This window comes from Bacillus sp. AM1(2019) (assembly GCF_009906915.1).
In the GTDB taxonomy this organism is placed as follows: domain Bacteria; phylum Bacillota; class Bacilli; order Bacillales; family Bacillaceae; genus Bacillus; species Bacillus velezensis.
The window spans coordinates 3,008,623-3,027,555 of sequence record NZ_CP047644.1; the positions used below are offsets into that span (position 1 = coordinate 3,008,623).

Consider the following 18,933-nt stretch of genomic DNA (forward strand, 5'->3'; position numbering starts at 1 on the left):
GAAGTCGATATTTTCTGATAAATTTCATTTGTGCCAAATGGACGGTACCGCCTTACGGAATGTTATTTTCTTTCCTTAATTTGTGTTATCGTCCTGATTTCCATTCATTTTAAAAAGCAAAAGCAGCGCGGGATTTTGCATCTCACACTGCTTTTTCGCCATTATTTTTCTTTTTGAATCCATTGATCCAATTTTGCCATCATCTCCCGCATCGCCTGCTGGTTCGCAAAGGAAGGAAGATTCGCCAAAAGCGCTTGTTTCGGCGGCATTGCGTCTTCGCCTTTTTTCTGCAAGATTAAAATGCTCTTTGCCTGCGCTTCGTCTTTAAACATAGTAGCCGGCAGCTGAAGAAGGGCGTTGATATACACTTTTTCCGCAAAAAACCGCTTCAGTTTATCGCTTTGCGCGCTGTCAAACAGATGGTTCGGAATCATAAAAAATAAGTATCCGTCCGGTTTTGTATGTTTGACGCTCTGCTCAATAAATAAGTGGTGGGCAAATGAGTGGCCTTCATCCGCTTTCAGCTCATACGCTTCAGCGCCTTCGTCATTCGGATAGTAGCCGACCGGCAAATCGCAGATGACCGCATCGGCCGGTTCGATAAATAACGGCTGAAGACTGTCCTGGCAGAACAGCTCCATTTCTTTTTCCTGCAGATTCGCCTGCGCATATGCGATCTTCAGAAGGACATCGTCGATTTCAATGCCGAAGCTTTTTCCCGCTTTGTCAGAAAGCTGGTTTGCCGCGGTCAGCAGAAGATTTCCGGTGCCGCAGGCGGGGTCCAGCAATGTCAGGCCTTTTCGGCCGCCCGTAAATTTATTCACGAGGTAACTGATGAAAAGGCCGATCGTATCAGGCGTCATCTGTCTGTTCGGATGGGACTTATCTTTGAGCCCTTTTAAAATGGCGAGCTGGAACGCCTTGCGGATCCATTCATGCTCCCATTTTCTGAAGTCTGCTTTCGCGAGCAGGCTGTTAAGCTCGCCGGTTTGCTTTTCCTGAAGCGGAAGCTGGTCGGCCTTTTCAAGAAAATACATTTCTCCCGCTTCCGCAAGCCCCTCAATATAAGAAATCTGAAGGCCTTCTGCTATCACTTGGGCAGCTTCATCTAAAAGTTCATAAATCTGACCGACATGGTCGTGTTGCATGCTGTTTCCTCCTTGCCATGAAAAGAGCTCCGCGGCAGCACCCGGAGCTCTTTTTCTCTCTTTACTTGATTAACGCTTTTGCAGCTTCGATAGGCTTTTCATAATTCGGGTGGTTTGTCGCTTCGCTTACGTATTCCGCGTAAACGACTTTTCCGTCCTGATCAAGGACGAATACGGAACGCGCCAAAAGACGAAGTTCTTTGATGTGAACACCGAATGCTTCACCAAATGACATCTCTTTATGATCCGATAACGTTTCAACTTTATCAATTCCGTTCGCTCCGCACCAGCGCGCTTGTGCAAACGGAAGGTCGGCGCTGATTGTATAAACGTTCACATCACCGAGTTTTGCGGCTTCTTCGTTGAAGCGGCGTGTCTGCGCGTCACATACGCCTGTGTCGATGGAAGGGATAACGGATATGATCGTTACTTTCCCTTTCATATCTGCTAATGTCTTCTCTTCTAATCCGTTTGTCAAAACCGTGAAGTCAGGAGCTTGGTCACCCGGTTTCACTTCTTGTCCGATCAGCGTCACGGCTCCGCCTTTAAATGTAATTTCAGCCATTCTGATTCCTCCCTTTATCTATGTATAGCTCTATCATAGTCGAGTTTTATGCAAACTGCAAAGGTTATGCCGCATCGTAAAAAAAGCTAACTGCGGGCGGCAGTTAACTTTTCTGTTATAAATCGATATCCGTTCTTTTTTGGTTCCGGCCTTTTTCATTCTTTTTAAACATATGCTGGATGCGTTCAATTGTTTGAGGCGCGGAGTCTAACAGTTTATCAATCAGATGGGTGTTTTCGTCCAAATGAAGCATACGCACGCCGTTTGTTCCGACAATCAGAAACGCAATCGGCGTAATGGATACTCCGCCGCCGCTTCCGCCGCCGAACGGGAGCTTCTGCTCTTTTCTTTCATCATCATCGGTTCTTTTTTCAGCCGGCTTTCCTCCAAACTCGCTTCCGCCCGCCGCAAATCCGAATCCGACCTTTGAAACCGTTAAGATTACGCTGCCGTCAGGCGTTTCAACAGGATCGCCGATGATTGTATTCACGTCAATCATTTCTTTTAAATTTTCCATAGCGGTTTTCATTAAACCTTGAATGGGATGGTCTGCCATATGCGCTCCTCCTTAAACTGATGAATCATTCTTTGAAGCAACCGGAACCGGCTGTTTCTTTCGTATGATAGAAAGTCCGTTCCGCCCGTATTTGAGCAATTTGAAAGCTGCACCTATAAGATGTCCAAAACGAAAAAAGAATATACACTGCAAATGCGTCTTGGATGCAGGCACTTGAAAAGACGGAATGACTTCGCACACCGGTTTATGTATGAAACGCAGATGATCATACAGCATCGCCGTAAGGCCTCCCTTTACGGCCCACAATCCGCCGGCGGCGATTCCCGTAACGGCGGCGTCCTTTATTCCGATAACCGTCACCCATTCGAACTTCGTAACACGGACTCCCGCAAGAAATGAGGCGCCGATTTGGCGCATCTGAAAGACTTGGTGCAGAATCATTTCTATTCTGTGAATGCTCTGTTTGACATCTTCATATGTGATTTTTTTCTTCTCTTTTTTCTGACCTTTCATTTCTGATTTCGTGTCCTGTTTGACATCAATTGACGCGTCTTCGCTGTTTACTTTAATGACGGGCAGCGTTTTTTTAATACGGATCAGCCCGTATAAGGCCGAGATTTTAAACGTCAGTTTGTCGTTATCTTTATCGTGAAGATATTCGAAAGTCAGGTGGATTTTCATCCTCATGAGCAGCCAGGCCAAAATGAGAATGAGAATAACAGCTGCTGCGGCATATCCCATAAGCTTCACTTCCTTAGCAGCATTATCGCCAAAACAAAAAAAAATAAACCCGGACGTTTATTCCGGGTTTACTGCTTTTATTTGCGGTACAGCGCTTCGTGAATCACCGTTGTGTCGGCGATCAGATCATGAATGCCCTGCTTTTTGGGCGTAAACGCAATGACGATATAGAGAATCCAGATTTTATCGATATAACGCCCCACCGCTTCTCTGAAAATGACGGTGCTCCAAGTCAGCGGCTTTCCGGGCGTCAAAGAAGTGACCTTTAACCCGAAGACCATCTTGCCGAGTGTCTGATGAAACCATTTCGTCATGAACACAAAATAGGCGAGGTAGACGATCAGGGTTGTGACGGAATAAGCTGAGATTGTAAACATTCCGCTTGTTGCCGGGAGCTTCATCAGCGTGAAAATCGGTGAAACGATGAGATGGTTAAGTCCCCAGACCACCAGCCAATCGAGAAGAAACGCCCAAAACCTGATCCAAAAGCCCGCATATGCATGCTCGGGCGCCCTCTGTTGTTCAGCTTCCTCTTCTTTGCCGCGAAAGCCTTCGTAAGTCGCGTCCATTCTTTCTTCCCCCCTACTTTGCATAGAGATACATCATCCGCGGCGAACCGGATTGCGAAATGAGTTCTTTCATATTCAGAAAATCAATTTCGCTTTTAAACATTTTCGCTGCGCTCATGGAAAAGAGCGAGCCTAATCCGAATCCTTCCTCGTATGTGATGACTGAAGCGTTTTTCATATTTTTATGGTCCTTTTTCATCGCGCTGATCGTGTCATCGTAAAAACCGAGCTCATCAACGAGGCCGATTTTTTTCGCTTGTCTGCCGTCGTAAACACGGCCGTCGGCAATTTTTTTCACATCCGCTTTTGACATGTGCCGGCCTTTTGAAATGACATTGACAAATCCTTCATAAGAATCGTTGACCATTGTCTGCATGATCTTTCTTTCTTCCTTCGTCATGTCGCGGGTCGGGGACATGATGTCTTTATGCGCGCCGCTTTTAATGGTTTCAAACTTGATGCCGAGTTCATCGGCGAGCTTGGAATAATTGACGCTTTCCATGATGACTCCCAGTGAACCCGTGAGCGTTTCCGGTGAAGCATAGATTTTATCGGCTGCCGTTGAAATATAGTAGCCTCCCGATGCCGCCATGGAGCCCATGGATACATAAATCGGTTTCTTCGTTTCTTTCTTTAGTTCTTCCAGTTTTTTATGTATTTCCGCGCTTTCGTACACGCCTCCGCCAGGGGAATTGATTTTCAGCACAATTCCTTTGACGCTTTTGTCTTCTTTCGCACGCTCAACCTGTTTTAAAAATGATCTGTGATCATACCCGCCTGAGCTGAGCAGGCCAGCGGACCCGCCGTTATCCTCAATCGTGCCGTCCACTTCAAGCACGGCGATTTTACTGCCGGGGCTGCCCTTATCCAGCGTCACTTCCTCTGTGTCATCTGTCAGTGATGCAAAGTCAGACCCTGTATCTCCGATATTCTTCAGCACCCCGACGGTCACACTTGCAATGACTGATACGCCGAAAATGCCGAGCGCGATGACGAGCGCAATCCATCTTTTTGCATTCATTTGTTCTCCTCCTTTTCTGTCAATATTCGTACGTTCCCCCGTAAAAAAAGATTCATTTTTTTCATGAAGCGCTTTCCCTTACCGGATAAACAGGAAACATGTTACACTATTGCCACAGGTATTTTAACACAATACCTGCTGGGAGAAAAACGTAAATATGACAGCAAAGGGGAATGGGGATATGACCGATCTTCGCCGCAATGTTTATTTTTTTCACAAACAAAACAACGAAACAAAAGAACAAGTCAGCTCTTTGAAGCAGCTTGCTGAATCGCACGGTTTTACAGTTGCGGCTCAACCGGAGGATGCCGGAATTATCGCCAGCATCGGCAGCGACGGCTCATTTCTGCAAGCCGTCAGAAAAACCGGATTCCGTGATGACTGCCTGTATGTCGGCATCGCTAAAAAAGGGAAAGCCCATTTGTACTGTGATTTTCACAGCGATGAGCCTGAAAAAATGGCGGCCAGCATGACCGCGGAACAGCTTGAGGTCAGAAAATACCCGCTCATTCACGTAACGGTGGACGGCAGCAATCATTTTCACTGTTTAAACGAGGTTTCCATCCGTTCAAGCATTATTAAAACGTTTGTGATGGATGTGTTAATTGATGATCTTCATTTTGAGACGTTCAGAGGGGACGGGATGATCATTTCCACCCCGACGGGCAGCACCGCCTACAATAAATCTGTTTCAGGCGCCGTTGTTGATCCTTTGATTTCCTGCATGCAGGTATCCGAACTGGCGTCGTTGAACAACAACACATACCGTACACTCGGATCTCCGTTTATTTTAAGCTCAGACCGGAAGCTGACACTGCAGGTGGTGCAAGACGGCAATGAGCATCCGATTATCGGGCTTGACAATGAAGCGCTCAGCACGCGGAATGTCAAAAAGGTTGAGATTAGACTATCCGATAAAAAAATCAAAACGGTGAAACTGAAAGACAACTCTTTCTGGGAAAAAGTAAAACGATCATTTTTATCATAAAAAAAGAGGACGGGCATCAGCGCCTGTCCTCTTTTTCATATACGATACGGCCGCCGACGACGGTTTTGACCGCTTCCAATTCATGAAGCTTTTTCGGGTCCGTCATGAACGGATCACCGCTGAGTACGGTAAAGTCGGCATCATAGCCGGGGGCGATCCGTCCGCGGCTATGTTCTTTATGGATGATGGCCGCGCTTCCCTCCGTGTAAAGCTGAATGGCTTCGTACACGGTCAGGCACTCTTTTTCATAATAGGCCGGACCTTCCGGGTGCTGCTTGCTTGTACGGAGCACAGCCGATTGAATGCCCAGAAGCGGATCGGCCGGCTCAATCGGGGCATCTGAACCTCCGGCGCACAGCAGCCCTTTTGACAGCAGTGTTTTCCAGGCGAAAGCCGTTTTCATCCGCTCTTCTCCGAGCCGGTCAATCACCCACGGAAAATCACTGGCCACAAAATGCGGCTGAAGATCAAGTCCGATCGGCAGCCGGGCGGCTCTTTCAATCAATCCGTCATCTAATACTTGCGCATGAATGAGCCTGTCTAGCTGTCCGGGCTTTGCCGGGTATCTTTCGATAACATCCAGCACCTTTTCAAATGCAAGGTCGCCAATCGCGTGCACGGCAATCTCCATCCCTTTCTCTCTCGCTTTATAAACAAGAGCGGCAAGGGTTTCGTCATCATGCACCTGAACGCCGGAGACTGACGGATCATCGTGATAAGGCTTTTTCAATAGAGCGGTTCTGCCGCCGAGCGCGCCGTCAGCAAAAATTTTCATCGCTCCGTATTCCAGATAAGGTCCGATCGATTTATCCAGAGCGCTCCAGCTGTCGACGGCTTCGTGATGTACGAGCAGATGGGCGCGAAAAGGATAAAGGCCGCTGCCGGTTAACGACTCGTACGCGGCAACGGGAATGGACGCGTCTCCGTAGTATGCCAGATCTTCTGAATGCCCGCCGGTCAGGCCTTTTGACCAGCAGTCCGTAATCGCCGTTTGAAGCGCGCGTTTGACATAGTGAAGTGAGACGGGCGGCAGGGCCTGTGTCACAAGCTCTTGGGCTTTATCCAGCAGGAGGCCTGTCGGACCGGTTCCGTCCCGGACGATAATCCCGCCGTATGGATCAGGTGTTTCGTTTGTAATTCCCGCCGCGCGCAATGCGGCCGAATTAACCGCCGCGGCGTGCCGGCATACCCGCTTCAGCAGGACGGGGCGGTCGGGAAAGAGCAGGTCAAGGTCATGCTTCGTGACGTAAACCGGCCGTTCAAACAGATTTTCATCCCAGCCTTCGCCGATCAGCCATTCGCCATCTTCCAATTCACGCTCTGCTTCTTTTGCAGCCCGCAGTATCGCTTCTTTTGACGTCAGCTGCGACAAATCGAGGCGAAGCTGTTTTTCCCCGTGCCCGATTAAATGCATATGACTGTCCGTAAACCCCGGGAACATGACAGCTCCATGTAAATCGATTTCCTCCGTATCAGGCGAACCGTATGTTCCTTGGAGTTCCCGGAAGCTGCCCGTCTGCCTGACGACGCCTTCTTCGGTATAAACGGCTTCAGTGACATGATTCTTGTCCAGCATTGTATAGATGGTGCCGCCGTGCCAAATCGCTTTCATCCCCGCTCACCCTTTATCCTGTATTATGCTTTTTTATCAGCCTTCAGCCGTTCTTCACGCTGTCTCAGCTCCACACGTCTGATTTTTGCAGACGCCGTTTTCGGCAGGCTTTCGACAAATTCAATTTCTCTCGGATATTTATAAGGCGCCGTAATCGTTTTTACGTGGTTTTGCAGTTCTTTGACAAGTTCGTCACTGCGCTTTTCATCGTCTTGTAAAACGACATAAGCTTTTACGATTGAACCTCTGATTTCATCCGGGCTCGCCACGACGGCACATTCTTTCACTTCCGGATGCTTCACGAGCGCGTCCTCTACTTCAAAAGGCCCGATTGTATATCCGGAGCTGACAATGATGTCATCATTGCGGCTCTCAAACCAAAAGTAGCCGTCCTCGTCTTTTTTCGCGCGGTCTCCTGTAAGAAAGTAATCTCCGCGAATCTGCTTTTTCGTTCTTTCGGGATCTTTATAATATTCCTTGAATAAGGCCGGTGTGCTCAAATGCACGGCGATATCGCCCGTTTCGCCAGTTTCGCATATTTCGCCTTTATCGTTTATAATCTCCACTTGATTTCCAGGGGTCGGTTTGCCCATGCTTCCCGGCTTAATATCCATGTCCTTCAGGACGCCGACTAACAGGGTGCTCTCCGTTTGGCCGTATCCGTCTCTCACTTTAATGCCGAAATGCTTCCGGAATACGTCAATGACTTCCCGGTTTAATGGCTCACCAGCAGAAACTGCGCTGTGAAGGGCAGAAAGATCATATTTGTCCAACTCCTCCACTTTTGCCATCAGGCGGTATTCCGTCGGGGTACAGCAGAAGACATTTACTTGATGGCGCTCCAGCAGCTCTAAATACGTCTTGGCGTTGAATCTGCCGTGATAAATGACTCCTGTCGCGCCGCTTCCCAGAATTGCGAGCAGCGGGCTCCACACCCATTTCTGCCAGCCGGGCGCCGCGGTGGCCCACACTGTATCGTCTTCAGAAATATCCAGCCATGCACCGGCTGATGTTTTTAAATGGGCAAAGGCCCAGCCGTGTGTATGTACAACGCCTTTAGGCTGGCCGGTCGTGCCTGAAGTATAGGACAAAAACGCCATATCTTCTCTTGTTGTATCAGCTGTTTGAAAACTGTCTCCGTCCGCTTCAATCGTTAGGAGGTTTTTCCAGCCGGCATCATTTTCACCGATTGACAATGTCACCAGCTGCCCGGTATTCACCTCGTCAAACGCGTTTATAAATGAAGGATAAACGATAGCGCCTTTCACTTCGGCGTGTTTGATCCGGTATTCAAGGTCTTTGGCGCGCAGCATTTCCGAGCAAGGAATGACGACCATCCCCGCTTTTAAGATCGCTAAATAAACGGCATACGCTTCAAGCACTCTCGGAACCATGACAATCAGCTTATCGCCTTTTTCAAATCCGAGACCTTTCAGGCGGGCTCCGATTTTATTCGTTTCTTCCATCAATTTTTCATACGTCCAGACTTTCTTGCCGCCTGTTTGATCTTCCCAAATAAGCGCGTTCTTCTCTTTGGAACGGCTGAACTTTTCGATTTCATTTACAAGGTTATAGTTCTTTGGGGCGATTAAATCTTCTCGTTTTAACACGAACAACTCCTCACTTTCTTTCCCCATTATACATAAACATAGGCCATTACAATAAAAATATGCATAAATTGCTTCCCGCCTTCTATCTATACTCATGAAAAAAGAGCGGGGAATTCCCCGCTCTCTTAGCCATTATGTGAAGTTGTGATTAAAACTGCTGCTGGCTGCTTCCGCCCATGCTTTGCTGAGCAAAAGAGACAAGACGTTTTGTGATTTCTCCACCGACAGAACCGTTGGCGCGAGAAGTTGTTTCCGGTCCAAGGTTTACACCGAATTCAGAAGCGATTTCATACTTCATTTGGTCGATAGCTTGAGCAGCGCCTGGCACTAAAAGCTGGTTGCTGTTTCCGCTGTTTGATTGTTGTGACATGTGTATCACCTCCTTGTGAGTATAGAATGTGATAAAACACATGTCTTCATTCAAAAAAACTTTGGTAATTGTATACAGTTTTAAAACAGGCCGGCAAACTTATCGTGAGCTTCCTGCTCTGAGTAAACAGTGATGGTTTCGATGCCCGCAACGGCCTCTGCAATCAGCGGTTCAAAATCAACGAAGCTTTCGAAGTGCTCGATTTTTTCTTTTTTCGGGCGTGTTTTCGGACTTGGCGGCGTAAAGATGGTGCAGCAGTCCTCAAACGGCTGAATGCTTGTTTCATACGTGCCGATTTCTTTTGATTTCTCGATGATTTCTGTTTTGTCCATTCCGATTAAAGGGCGCAAAACCGGCGTTGCCGTCACGGCATTGATCGCATACATGCTTTCAAGCGTCTGGCTCGCTACCTGCCCGAGGCTTTCTCCCGTAATGATCGCGAGCGCTTTCCGTTCTTCTCTGATTCTGTCCGCGATTTGCAGCATAAGACGCCGCGTCGCCGTCATCGTATAGTTCTCCGGGATTTGTTTTTGGATGAGTTCCTGCGTCTTTGTAAACGGCACGATATGAAGCGTCATACTGCCGCCGAACTTCGCGAGGCATCCCGCGAGATCCATGACTTTCTGCTTTGCCCGTTCACTCGTATACGGCGGACTGAAGAAATGTACGGCTTCAACTGATAATCCCCGTTTCATCGCGTAAAAACCGGCGACCGGACTGTCAAAACCGCCGGAAAGCATCAGCATCGCTTTACCCGCGGAACCGACAGGAAGGCCTCCGGCGCCTTTTTCGTTACGAATGGTCAGGAATGTCGCTTCCTCCCTGATTTCAATCCGAAGCGGAATATCGGGATGTTTCACATCGACGGTTAATCCATCCGTGTTTTTCAAAATATGCCCGCCGATTTCAGCGTTCATCGCATTCGTATCTAATTCAAATTGTTTGTAAGCCCGTTTCGTCTCGACCTTAAACGTATTCCCCGGTTTATATTCGCCTTCTATCGCGGCTAAAGCCGTTTTTTTAATGTCTTCCAGCTTGCTTTCGCATTTAATAGCGAGACTAAAACTTTGAATGCCGAATATATTCTTTAATAAGGAACAAATTTCCTCCGGGTTTTCTCCATTAAGTGTAATTGACATCCGGTCCCGGTTTGAAAAGTATTTTACTTTTTTATAATCCTTTAATACCAGGCGGATATTCTGTTTTAATCTTTCAATAAAACTGCGTCTGTTTTTCCCTTTTGTGGATATTTCACCAAAACGGATTAAAATATGATCGTAATTCATATGCTACCTCATCATTTTTTTTAGTTTTTGAACAGCCGGCACCAGCGCGGCCATAAACGGCTCCGTGATGTCAGCCGTATGGCTGAAGTTCAGGCTGACTCTTATGCTGCTTGATGCAATCTGTTCGCCTTTATTCATTTGCAGAAGAACACGGCTCGGTTTGTGCTCTCTTGCCGAACATGCCGCGGTTGTGGAGACATATATTCCTTTTTCCTCAAGCATATGCAGCAGCACTTCCGCCTTCACGCCCGGAACGGAAAAATTAATGATATGCGGCGCGCTGTTTTCAGCGGGGGTGTTGATGACGACCCCGTCCGTCCCGCTCAGCCTTTCCATGAGCGCATTCTTGGCAGCCTCCACGGAAGAAAGCCGCTCGTTCATGTCACGCGCGGAAAGATTGATCGCTTTCGCAAGGGAAACGGCGCCTGCCGTGTGTTCCGTTCCGGCACGGACGCCTTTTTGCTGCGAGCCTCCCGTTATAAGCGGAATGAGCCGCGTTCCTTTTTTGACGATAAGCGCTCCGGTCCCTTTTAGGCCGTGAAACTTATGCCCTGAAACGGTGCAAAGGTCAATGCCCGCTTCTTCTATAGACAGAGGAACTTTATGAATGCCCTGCACATGATCAACATGAAACAGAATATTCCGGTGCTGCTTCAAAAACCCGCCGATTTCCTTTACGGGCTGAATGGAGCCGACTTCATTATTGACATGCATGACGCTGACGATTATCGTATCCGGCCTGATAGCCGATTTGACGTCTTTCAAAGAAACGAAGCCGTTTTGATCGGCCGGAAGATATGTGACTTCAAAGCCGAACAGCTCTGTCAGCTGATCAAGCGTCTCCGTCACAGAAGGATGCTCAATCGCCGAAGCAATGATATGTCTTCCTTTACTCATGTTTGCCCAGGCTGCTCCCTTTAACGCAGCGTTATTCGCTTCAGTCGCGCCTGATGTAAATACAATATCATAATTTTTTAAACGCAAGGTTTTTTTTATTTGCTGAGCGGCCGCTTCAAGGAGCTGTTCCGTCTCAGTTCCTAACTGGTGCAGAGACGAAGGATTGCCGAAATACCGGCTGCTCGTCTGTTTGTACACATCCAATACCTCTTCATACGGCTCGGTCGTTGAGCTGTTGTCTAAATATATCATTTTTTTTACTCCTTTAATGAAAACGGTACATCGTATGATATTTATGCTACCATAACAAAAGTAAATATAAATTCGCAATAAATCGAGTATTGACTTCTCTGTACATTGCCATATAATAAGTAATGTTCGTTTTGTTATATTATCTGACAATTAATTGACAGAATATTTCAACATAGTATTTAGGAGGATTTTTATGAAACACTCACTACCTGTCAAAGATACCGTTATTATCGGTTTCATGCTTTTCGCACTTTTTTTCGGGGCAGGAAATATGATATATCCGCCGGAGCTCGGGCAAGCGGCGGGGCATAATGTCTGGAAAGCGATGGGCGGTTTCTTACTGACCGGCGTAGGTCTGCCGCTTTTGGGTATTATCGCCATCGCATTAACGGGCAAAGACGCGAAAGGGCTTGCCGATAAAGCTCATCCGGTATTCGGGACTATTTTCACCGTTGTTCTTTATTTATCAATCGGGCCGCTTTTCGCGATTCCGAGAACCGGAACCGTTTCATATGAAATCGGTGCAGTTCCGTTTTTAAGCGGCATTCCGGAAAGATTATCTTTATTTGTTTTCACGTTGATCTTTTTTTCTATTACGTATTATTTAGCTCTTAATCCTTCCAAAATCGTTGACAGAGTCGGAAAGATTTTGACTCCTATTAAATTCGGTATTATTTTAATCATCGTCGTAAAAGCCATTGTCACTCCGATGGGCGGGCTGGGCGCCGTACATCAGGCATATTCCGGAACGCCGGTGTTCAAAGGATTTTTGGAAGGCTATAAAACAATGGACGCGCTCGCCTCAATCGTCTTCGGCGTCGTTGTCGTCAACGCTGTTAAAAGCAGGGGCGTCACCCAGCGTAAAGCGCTCGCCGCCGCTTGTATTAAAGCGGGTCTGATTGCAGCGGCAGGTTTGACATTCATTTATTTATCTTTGGCCTATTTGGGAGCGACAAGCACGGACGCTGTGGGGCCGATCGGCGAAGGCGCAAAGATTTTATCAGCTTCATCAGATTACCTGTTCGGTTCACTGGGAAACATCGTTCTCGGCTCTGCCATCACCGTTGCGTGTTTAACGACAAGCATCGGGCTTGTCACATCTTGCGGCGAATATTTTTCAAAATTGATTCCCGCTTTATCATACAAAATGGTGGTTACGATTGTCACGCTGTTCAGTCTGGCGATTTCAAATTTCGGACTTGCTGAGATTATTGCATTTTCAGTTCCTATTTTATCAGCGATTTACCCGCTGGCGATTGTCATTATCGTCCTTTCCTTTATTGATAAAATCTTTAAGGAAAGACGGGAAGTCTATATCGCCTGCCTGATCGGAACGGGGCTGTTCAGTATCCTGGACGGCTTGAAGGCAGCCGGCATTCCGCTCGGATCATTAGATTCATTCTTAAACGCAAATCTTCCGCTTTACAGCATGGGAATCGGCTGGGTGCTTCCGGGCATTGCCGGAGCGATCATCGGCTGCATTATCACGTTTTTTACCAGCCCGCCCATCGAATTAAATAAAGCAAAATCGTAACATTCAGCGCTTGCGGCTTGACATATATCAGCCGCAGGCGCTTTTTATATTCCGTAAGAAACTAAAAAACTGCACCTCTGATTTCCATCAGGGTGCAGTTTTTGCTTGTGCGTCTATGAAGCAGATTGATCAGCTTTAATTTTTTTCACGGCGCCGGGAGCTGCTTTTTCAACAGCATCTGCCGCCATCTCATAAGCTTCATTATAGCTGTAAGCGTAAAACAGCCGTTCCGCTTCTTTCAGCTGTTCGGATAAAATATGATTCTGGCTTCGGAAGCGGTTGCCGTACTGGATGATCCGCTCAATCAGCTTCACCTGAATCACAAGATCTTCCGCCTCTTCGCTGACTTCCTCAACCACCTTTTCGGCTTCGGTCAGATGTTTGGCGGCTTCCTCCATGTTCAGCGGCAGCTCTTCCAATTGGCTGACGGTTTCTTCTATATGATGATTTGCCGTCTCGAGCTTGTCCTTGACATGTTCAGGAATTCCCGGCACGTTGCTTTTTTGCAGCATTCGGGCCGTGTCAGAAATGGTTTTCCGAAGATGCATCAGCGTTTCCCGCGCCTGCAGTTCTTCTTTTCTGAGCGCCTGCAGATTTTCACGGTATTCGGCATGTTCTTTCTGAGCCTCTTCCATCTGCTTTTCAATGGCCTCGACTTCTTCAATCAGCAGCGAGTAAGCGACATGCTCACCGTCAAGCTTTTCTCTCGCCTGCTCAAGGAGCCGGCCGATCGTTTCCAGCTGTTTTTCGAAGGCATGCTGTCTGCCGATTTCACCCGCCGTCAGCTGATAGCTTTCCTTGACGAGCTCCGTTTCGGTTTTTGTGCGGTCTTTTTCTTCCTCAAGCTTCTCATACGCGATGATCAGCTCAGGCATTTTGCTTAATACGGACTGTCCGGCTTCCACTTCGCCTTCCAGCTGGTCATACATCGATTGAATGGTTTCATCAATCAGCTGAAGAATGGCGGACGCTTCGTCAACATCCAATTCTTCCAAAAGCGCGTTTTCGGCCCGTTTCAATTGATTTGTGAGTGTATCCAGCTCTTTTTCGATTTGAATATGCTCCAATTTGTAGCCTTTTTCCGTCATTTCCCGGTAGCCGTCTTTCAGCTTGGCAATTTGGTTCGGCACGGTCTGTTTACAGTCCGCAAGCAGTTTCGGAACGTCATCTATGTATGTCTGAAGCTGATCCAGTCTGCGGTCCTGTTCAAGCAGCACTTTTCTCGCTTTGATGTAATTGCCGCTTTCCGTCTCTTCTTCGAACTCTTTTATGCCGCTCCAGATTTCGTCGAGATCCGTCTCCAGGCTGTTATAAAGCTCTCCGTAGAGATGGCTGTACGCCAGAAGGTTTTTCCGCGCTTTTGAATACCGCTCACGCACCTGTTCAATCTCTCCGCGGCTTTTTTCCTCGCTCGTCACAAGGTCGCTGATCTCACGCAGTATGCCTTCTATATTTGATTCAGCTGCAGTGAGGAGGTCGTCGATGTGGACAAGCACCTGATTCGCTTTTTTAAACCGGTATTTGTCGGCGTTCTCTTCGGCATCATAAAGGAGCTCTTCTACTTTCGGCAGATGGGCTGTGACAATTTCATCCCACTCCTCGCGCCATCTTTCAAAGAACTCTTCCGTCTCTCCGGTCATTTTCAGATGTTTGATCTTGGACATTTCTTCCACTATCGAACGGTTTAAAATTTCAATCTTCCATGACTCCAGCCGGTCAATTTCCGTATAAATTTTTTTTCTGAAAAAGTAGCCCGCCGCAAAGAGCGCGAGCAGTATAACCAATAATCCGATGACTAACTCCATAATGAGCCCCCTTGTTGTTCTCTTAATCTGTCAGGGTGTTTTATGTATTCAGAAAGATTTCAATATATGTATTGAGAAAATCTGTCGTTTTCATTGTTATTATGATACCATGTAACCAACATTTTTTGACCAGAAATCAAAAACTTTTTGCATAATTTCGGCAGGATTCTGCAATTTTTTAATGGAGTGACACAAATGGAAAAACGAGACGCTCATATCCACACGCCTTTTTGCCCTCACGGCTCGAAGGATGCGCTGAAACAATATGTCGAAAAGGCCCTGGAAAGAGGCTTTGACTCGATCACATTTACAGAGCACGCCCCCCTTCCTCCGTCATTTCAAGACCCCGTACCGTTTCAGGACAGCGCGATGGATCTCAGACAGATGGAGGTTTATTTGGAGCGGCTGTCACAGCTGAAAAAGGAATACGATGGACAAATCAGCATTCTGACTGGGCTAGAAACCGATTTTATCACAGGGTATGAAGAGGAAACCGCGGCGTTTCTGAACACGTACGGCCCCTCACTGGATGACGGCATTTTATCCGTTCATTTTTTGAAGACCGGCCCGTCTTATATATGCCTGGATTTTGACGAGCACGCCTTTCAGCAGCTTGCCGACCGCTTCGGAAGCGTTGAAGCCGTATATGAACAATACTATGAAACTGTGTATTCTTCCATTGTAACACCGCTCGGCCCCTTTAAGCCAAAACGGGTCGGCCATATCACGCTCGTCAAAAAATTCGCGCGCCTTTTCCCTTACAGCATGTCACCTCAAATAAGAGAGCTTGCGGCCCGCTGTCTTGACGCCGTGAAAGAACACGGAATGGAGCTGGATGTGAATACATCCGGGCTCAGAAAGAAGTTTGCCGGGGAAGTATACATGGAGGATTGGATGGCTGAGACGGCGAAGCAAAAAAAAATCCCGCTCATATTCGGGTCGGACGCCCATCAAGCGGAAGATGTCGGCAGTTCCTATGAAACGTACAAAAGCATCATTACTTCATAAGCGCCGCATCAGGCCGTCGGAACACGCTTTCGATCCAGATCTTCACCTCTTCAAAATACCTTTTATAAAAGTACGGTTCATGAGGCTGCATATAGAGCACCTCCGTAATGTATTGAGGCTGAAGATACGGCATCATCAAGAGGGATTTCAATTGCAGAATAAAATGCGGCACGGGTAGCGTCAGCCGTCTGTGGCGTGACTGCCCTTCTTCAATCACCAGCTGGAAAATATATTTTTCTTTCATTAAGTAAGTAGACATAATTTCCCTGATAAGCACGGAATCAATCGTTACTTCCCGATATACAAACCGCGTTAATTGACGGTTATCGTGCTGATAGGATAAAATATCGAAAATCACCCGCAGGATGCGTTCCTGCGCGTCTTCACCGTTCATACTGACGGCGGCTTTTTCCAGCGCTTCAGTATAGCCTTCGTAAAACTCGGAAACTAAATGTTCCATTAATCCGCCTTTCCCTTTAAAATAGTAGGAGATGTGCGCAACATTTACATCAGCTGACTTTGCGATTTCACGGACGGACGTGCCGGAATAACCTTTTTGGTTAAACAGCTGGACAGCGGCGTTAATAATTTTGTCTTTGGTGCTTACTTTCATACGGCTCACCCCTTTATGTGTAACAATTCAAGCAGAAAGGCGCCGTTCCTGTAAGAACTTCTCGACAAATGCCGGCAGAACGGCCGGAACTTTGTTTGATATTATAGAAAAAGTGAGGGTTTTCCATGTTTCATGTCGAAAAACAATCCGGAGATAAAGAAAAAAGTTATCAGCTTCTGCTTAAACAGCTCGAAGCCATGACAGAAGATGAAACGGATGCGATCGCAAATTACGCGAATGCGTCAGCGCTTTTATACCATTCATTACATGAAGTCAACTGGGCGGGGTTTTACTTCGCTAAAGAGGGCGAGCTCGTGCTCGGACCGTTTCAAGGACTTCCTGCCTGTGTGCGCATTCCGTTCGGCAGAGGCGTATGCGGCACTGCCTACTCTAATGGCGACGTGCAGCGGATTGCCGATGTGAATGCGTTCCCGGGACACATCGCCTGTGACGCGGCTTCCCAGTCAGAAATCGTTCTCCCGATCCGCGTAAACGGTGAAGTGATCGGTGTGCTGGACATTGACAGCCCCGTGAAAAACCGTTTTGATGAAACGGACGAAACCTATTTAGCAAAGTTCGTTGAAACGCTTGAAAAACGATTAGGATAAAAAAAGGAGCCCGGCCGGCAGGCCGGCTCCTTTTTTACGTCGTCGTGCTGTTTTGATGGATGATCAGCCGGTTTTTGCCGTTCCGTTTGGCGATATAAAGCGCCTCATCCGCTTGCTGAACGAGCAATTTCAACGGCATCGGGCCGGACTTTGACCAGCAGGAAACGCCGCAGGAAATCGTCACGCGCGGCTCGGTGTTTTCCCGGATGGCGCGAACCAGCCTTTTAGCGATGCGTTCTCCGGATGACACGTTGATATTCGGCAGATAGACAGCCAGCTCCTCGCCCCCCCACCTTGCAGCGACATCATGCTCACGAATATGGTTCTTCATAACGGAGGCCACCTGAATCAGGATCGAATCTCCCGTTTGATGACCGTATGTATCATTAATATTTTTGAAATTATCGATATCAACGAGGATGAATACACCCCGTTTATGAATTTTCATGCTGTATTGAATTTTCTCATCCAAATAGGTTCTTGAATACAGCTCCGTCAGCTGGTCTGTCTGAACAAGGTGCTCAAGCCTGTCGCGCAGCATGGAGTTCGTGACCGCTAATGTCGCATGGTGAATGAGCGCTTGAAAAAGCTTATACATTTCAAACGTAAAAGCATACAAATCCTTTTTCAATAAAATCGCGAACCCGAAGACGGTGTCATTTTCGATCATCGGCACCGCCATCAGCGAGCCGAAACCGTTTTCGCCGAATACAGTCTTTCCGCTGCCGATAAACACGCCCTTTTCTCCCTCGAACAGCTTTTCTTTCACAATGCTGATATAGGGGTTCGCACGTTCTGTCTTAAAAAAAGCGGTATGTCCCGGAAGCAGATTTTGCGTCTCAAAATGATCAATATGAAAAAAAGCCACTTCTTCCGCATGAAACGATTGGGTCATAATGGCGGCGAGCTCCCGCATCGTATCAGTGAGTCTGAGGCGCTGATTCAGCTGGCGCGATGTTTCATTAATGAGCTCCAGATTCGCAATGCTTTTTTTCGATTGCTCATAGAGCTGCGCATTTTCAAATGCTTTTCCCGCTGCGCCCGCAAGCAGCAGCATTTCACTGAGAGTACTGCACGAAAGAACGGCATCCTGCAGCCCCTCCGTCTTCAGAACCCCGTAAGTCCCCTGCTGGCCTTTGATCGGCAGATAAGCAGATGACCTGCCTTTTCTGAGCAGTCTCCCCGATAAATAAACCTTCAGGGCAGACGGATCGGCATCTTTTCCGTCCATATGTAATTCTTTTGCGGGAAGCTGTCTGTCCGTATCCTGATCCTGCGTGATAAACAGTGAAAAACGGAAAGACCGGAAAGCCGTACTCAAACTTGCCTGCAGTTTTTCCAAAACCTCATTTTGGTCCAAAAGCGAATGGAACATTTCTGTCATTCTGTGAATTTTCCGCTGATGCTTCGTTTTGTCAAACAGCCCGCTTTGTCTCACAGATTGATTAATAAACTGAGTAACGATCTCAGGCAATGATTCCGGGATCGGCAGCCCGCCTTCCGAGCGCAGATAAAAGGATCTGCCGGACGTCTGATTCCTGATCATAAAACGGCCGTCACTCTCTTTCAGCGGAGCATAATGCGGTTCATCTTCTGTTTTTATGGTGAAACGTGTTGATTCTGCCGGTGAAAGGGTCAATGAAAGAGATGTAAAGCAGGATTCTAGAGCTGAGGCCAGCCATAACAGCGAGTCGGATAATGAGACGGATTCAGATTTCGTTAAGAAAAAAGAAAGCATTTTCTGATGAAAGGCCGTCACTTCATCAATTGTTTGTTTTTTCATTTTTAT

Annotated in this window: 18 protein-coding genes; 4 read left to right on the top strand and 14 right to left on the bottom strand. The window is 47.4% G+C overall.

The features are described 5' to 3' along the window. Positions 1–161: 161 nt before the first annotated feature. From GNE05_RS14775 to sppA, 6 genes are all read right to left on the bottom strand, one after another. Complete coding sequence (locus GNE05_RS14775) at positions 162–1,148, bottom strand: class I SAM-dependent methyltransferase (RefSeq protein ID WP_160182918.1); 987 nt, start codon at positions 1,146–1,148, stop codon at positions 162–164. 61 nt (positions 1,149–1,209) lie between these two features. Beyond that, positions 1,210–1,713 carry a thiol peroxidase gene (tpx, locus tag GNE05_RS14780; RefSeq protein ID WP_007613091.1) on the bottom strand — a complete coding sequence of 168 codons (504 nt, stop codon included), beginning with the start codon at positions 1,711–1,713 and terminating at the stop codon, positions 1,210–1,212. A gap of 115 nt (positions 1,714–1,828) precedes the next feature. Beyond that, positions 1,829–2,269 carry a GerW family sporulation protein gene (gene ytfJ, locus GNE05_RS14785; RefSeq protein ID WP_003152423.1) on the bottom strand — a complete coding sequence of 147 codons (441 nt, stop codon included), beginning with the start codon at positions 2,267–2,269 and terminating at the stop codon, positions 1,829–1,831. Between the two features lie 12 nt (positions 2,270–2,281). After that, on the bottom strand, positions 2,282–2,971 hold the full coding sequence (locus tag GNE05_RS14790; protein WP_022552834.1) for a DUF2953 domain-containing protein: 690 nt from the start codon (positions 2,969–2,971) through the stop codon (positions 2,282–2,284). 77 nt (positions 2,972–3,048) lie between these two features. Further along, a complete protein-coding gene (locus GNE05_RS14795) occupies positions 3,049–3,540 on the bottom strand; it encodes an RDD family protein (RefSeq protein WP_022552833.1) in 492 nt (163 codons plus the stop codon). Between the two features lie 13 nt (positions 3,541–3,553). Continuing rightward, complete coding sequence (gene sppA, locus GNE05_RS14800; protein WP_003152419.1) at positions 3,554–4,561, bottom strand: signal peptide peptidase SppA; 1,008 nt, start codon at positions 4,559–4,561, stop codon at positions 3,554–3,556. 181 nt (positions 4,562–4,742) lie between these two features. Here sppA and GNE05_RS14805 point away from each other — a divergent pair, with 181 nt between their 5' ends. Continuing rightward, positions 4,743–5,549, top strand: coding sequence for an NAD kinase (locus GNE05_RS14805; protein WP_017418362.1), 807 nt, complete (start codon positions 4,743–4,745; stop codon positions 5,547–5,549). 16 nt (positions 5,550–5,565) lie between these two features. Here GNE05_RS14805 and GNE05_RS14810 read toward each other — a convergent pair whose 3' ends face one another. The 5 genes from GNE05_RS14810 to GNE05_RS14830 form a co-directional block, all read right to left on the bottom strand. Continuing rightward, the gene (locus GNE05_RS14810) at positions 5,566–7,161 is read right to left on the bottom strand and encodes an amidohydrolase (RefSeq protein WP_017418363.1); all 1,596 of its coding nucleotides are present in this window, start codon (positions 7,159–7,161) and stop codon (positions 5,566–5,568) included. A gap of 23 nt (positions 7,162–7,184) precedes the next feature. Further along, positions 7,185–8,771: an acyl-CoA synthetase MbcS gene (mbcS, locus tag GNE05_RS14815; protein ID WP_014418632.1), complete on the bottom strand. Its 1,587-nt coding sequence runs from the start codon at positions 8,769–8,771 to the stop codon at positions 7,185–7,187. A 148-nt stretch (positions 8,772–8,919) separates the two neighbouring features. Continuing rightward, on the bottom strand, positions 8,920–9,141 hold the full coding sequence (locus GNE05_RS14820) for an alpha/beta-type small acid-soluble spore protein (RefSeq protein WP_007408043.1): 222 nt from the start codon (positions 9,139–9,141) through the stop codon (positions 8,920–8,922). Between the two features lie 80 nt (positions 9,142–9,221). Then, on the bottom strand, positions 9,222–10,427 hold the full coding sequence (thiI, locus tag GNE05_RS14825; RefSeq protein WP_072177261.1) for a tRNA uracil 4-sulfurtransferase ThiI: 1,206 nt from the start codon (positions 10,425–10,427) through the stop codon (positions 9,222–9,224). A gap of 3 nt (positions 10,428–10,430) precedes the next feature. After that, positions 10,431–11,576, bottom strand: coding sequence for a cysteine desulfurase family protein (locus GNE05_RS14830; RefSeq protein ID WP_022552830.1), 1,146 nt, complete (start codon positions 11,574–11,576; stop codon positions 10,431–10,433). Between the two features lie 193 nt (positions 11,577–11,769). Between GNE05_RS14830 and brnQ the strand changes: the two genes are divergently transcribed. Further along, positions 11,770–13,110: a branched-chain amino acid transport system II carrier protein gene (brnQ, locus tag GNE05_RS14835; protein ID WP_007613107.1), complete on the top strand. Its 1,341-nt coding sequence runs from the start codon at positions 11,770–11,772 to the stop codon at positions 13,108–13,110. Between the two features lie 113 nt (positions 13,111–13,223). Here brnQ and ezrA read toward each other — a convergent pair whose 3' ends face one another. After that, on the bottom strand, positions 13,224–14,915 hold the full coding sequence (gene ezrA / locus GNE05_RS14840; protein WP_160182919.1) for a septation ring formation regulator EzrA: 1,692 nt from the start codon (positions 14,913–14,915) through the stop codon (positions 13,224–13,226). Between the two features lie 195 nt (positions 14,916–15,110). Between ezrA and hisJ the strand changes: the two genes are divergently transcribed. Continuing rightward, entirely contained in the window at positions 15,111–15,923 is an 813-nt protein-coding gene (gene hisJ / locus GNE05_RS14845) for a histidinol-phosphatase HisJ (protein ID WP_014418635.1), read from the top strand. Here the strand turns inward: hisJ and refZ are convergent. Further along, positions 15,913–16,536: a forespore capture DNA-binding protein RefZ gene (refZ, locus tag GNE05_RS14850; protein ID WP_007408038.1), complete on the bottom strand. Its 624-nt coding sequence runs from the start codon at positions 16,534–16,536 to the stop codon at positions 15,913–15,915. The genes hisJ and refZ overlap by 11 nt on opposite strands. Before the next feature lie 125 nt (positions 16,537–16,661). Here refZ and GNE05_RS14855 point away from each other — a divergent pair, with 125 nt between their 5' ends. After that, entirely contained in the window at positions 16,662–17,144 is a 483-nt protein-coding gene (locus GNE05_RS14855; protein ID WP_007408037.1) for a GAF domain-containing protein, read from the top strand. Between the two features lie 34 nt (positions 17,145–17,178). Here GNE05_RS14855 and GNE05_RS14860 read toward each other — a convergent pair whose 3' ends face one another. Next, on the bottom strand, positions 17,179–18,927 hold the full coding sequence (locus GNE05_RS14860; RefSeq protein WP_160182920.1) for a sensor domain-containing diguanylate cyclase: 1,749 nt from the start codon (positions 18,925–18,927) through the stop codon (positions 17,179–17,181). Between the last annotated feature and the right edge of the window lie 6 nt (positions 18,928–18,933).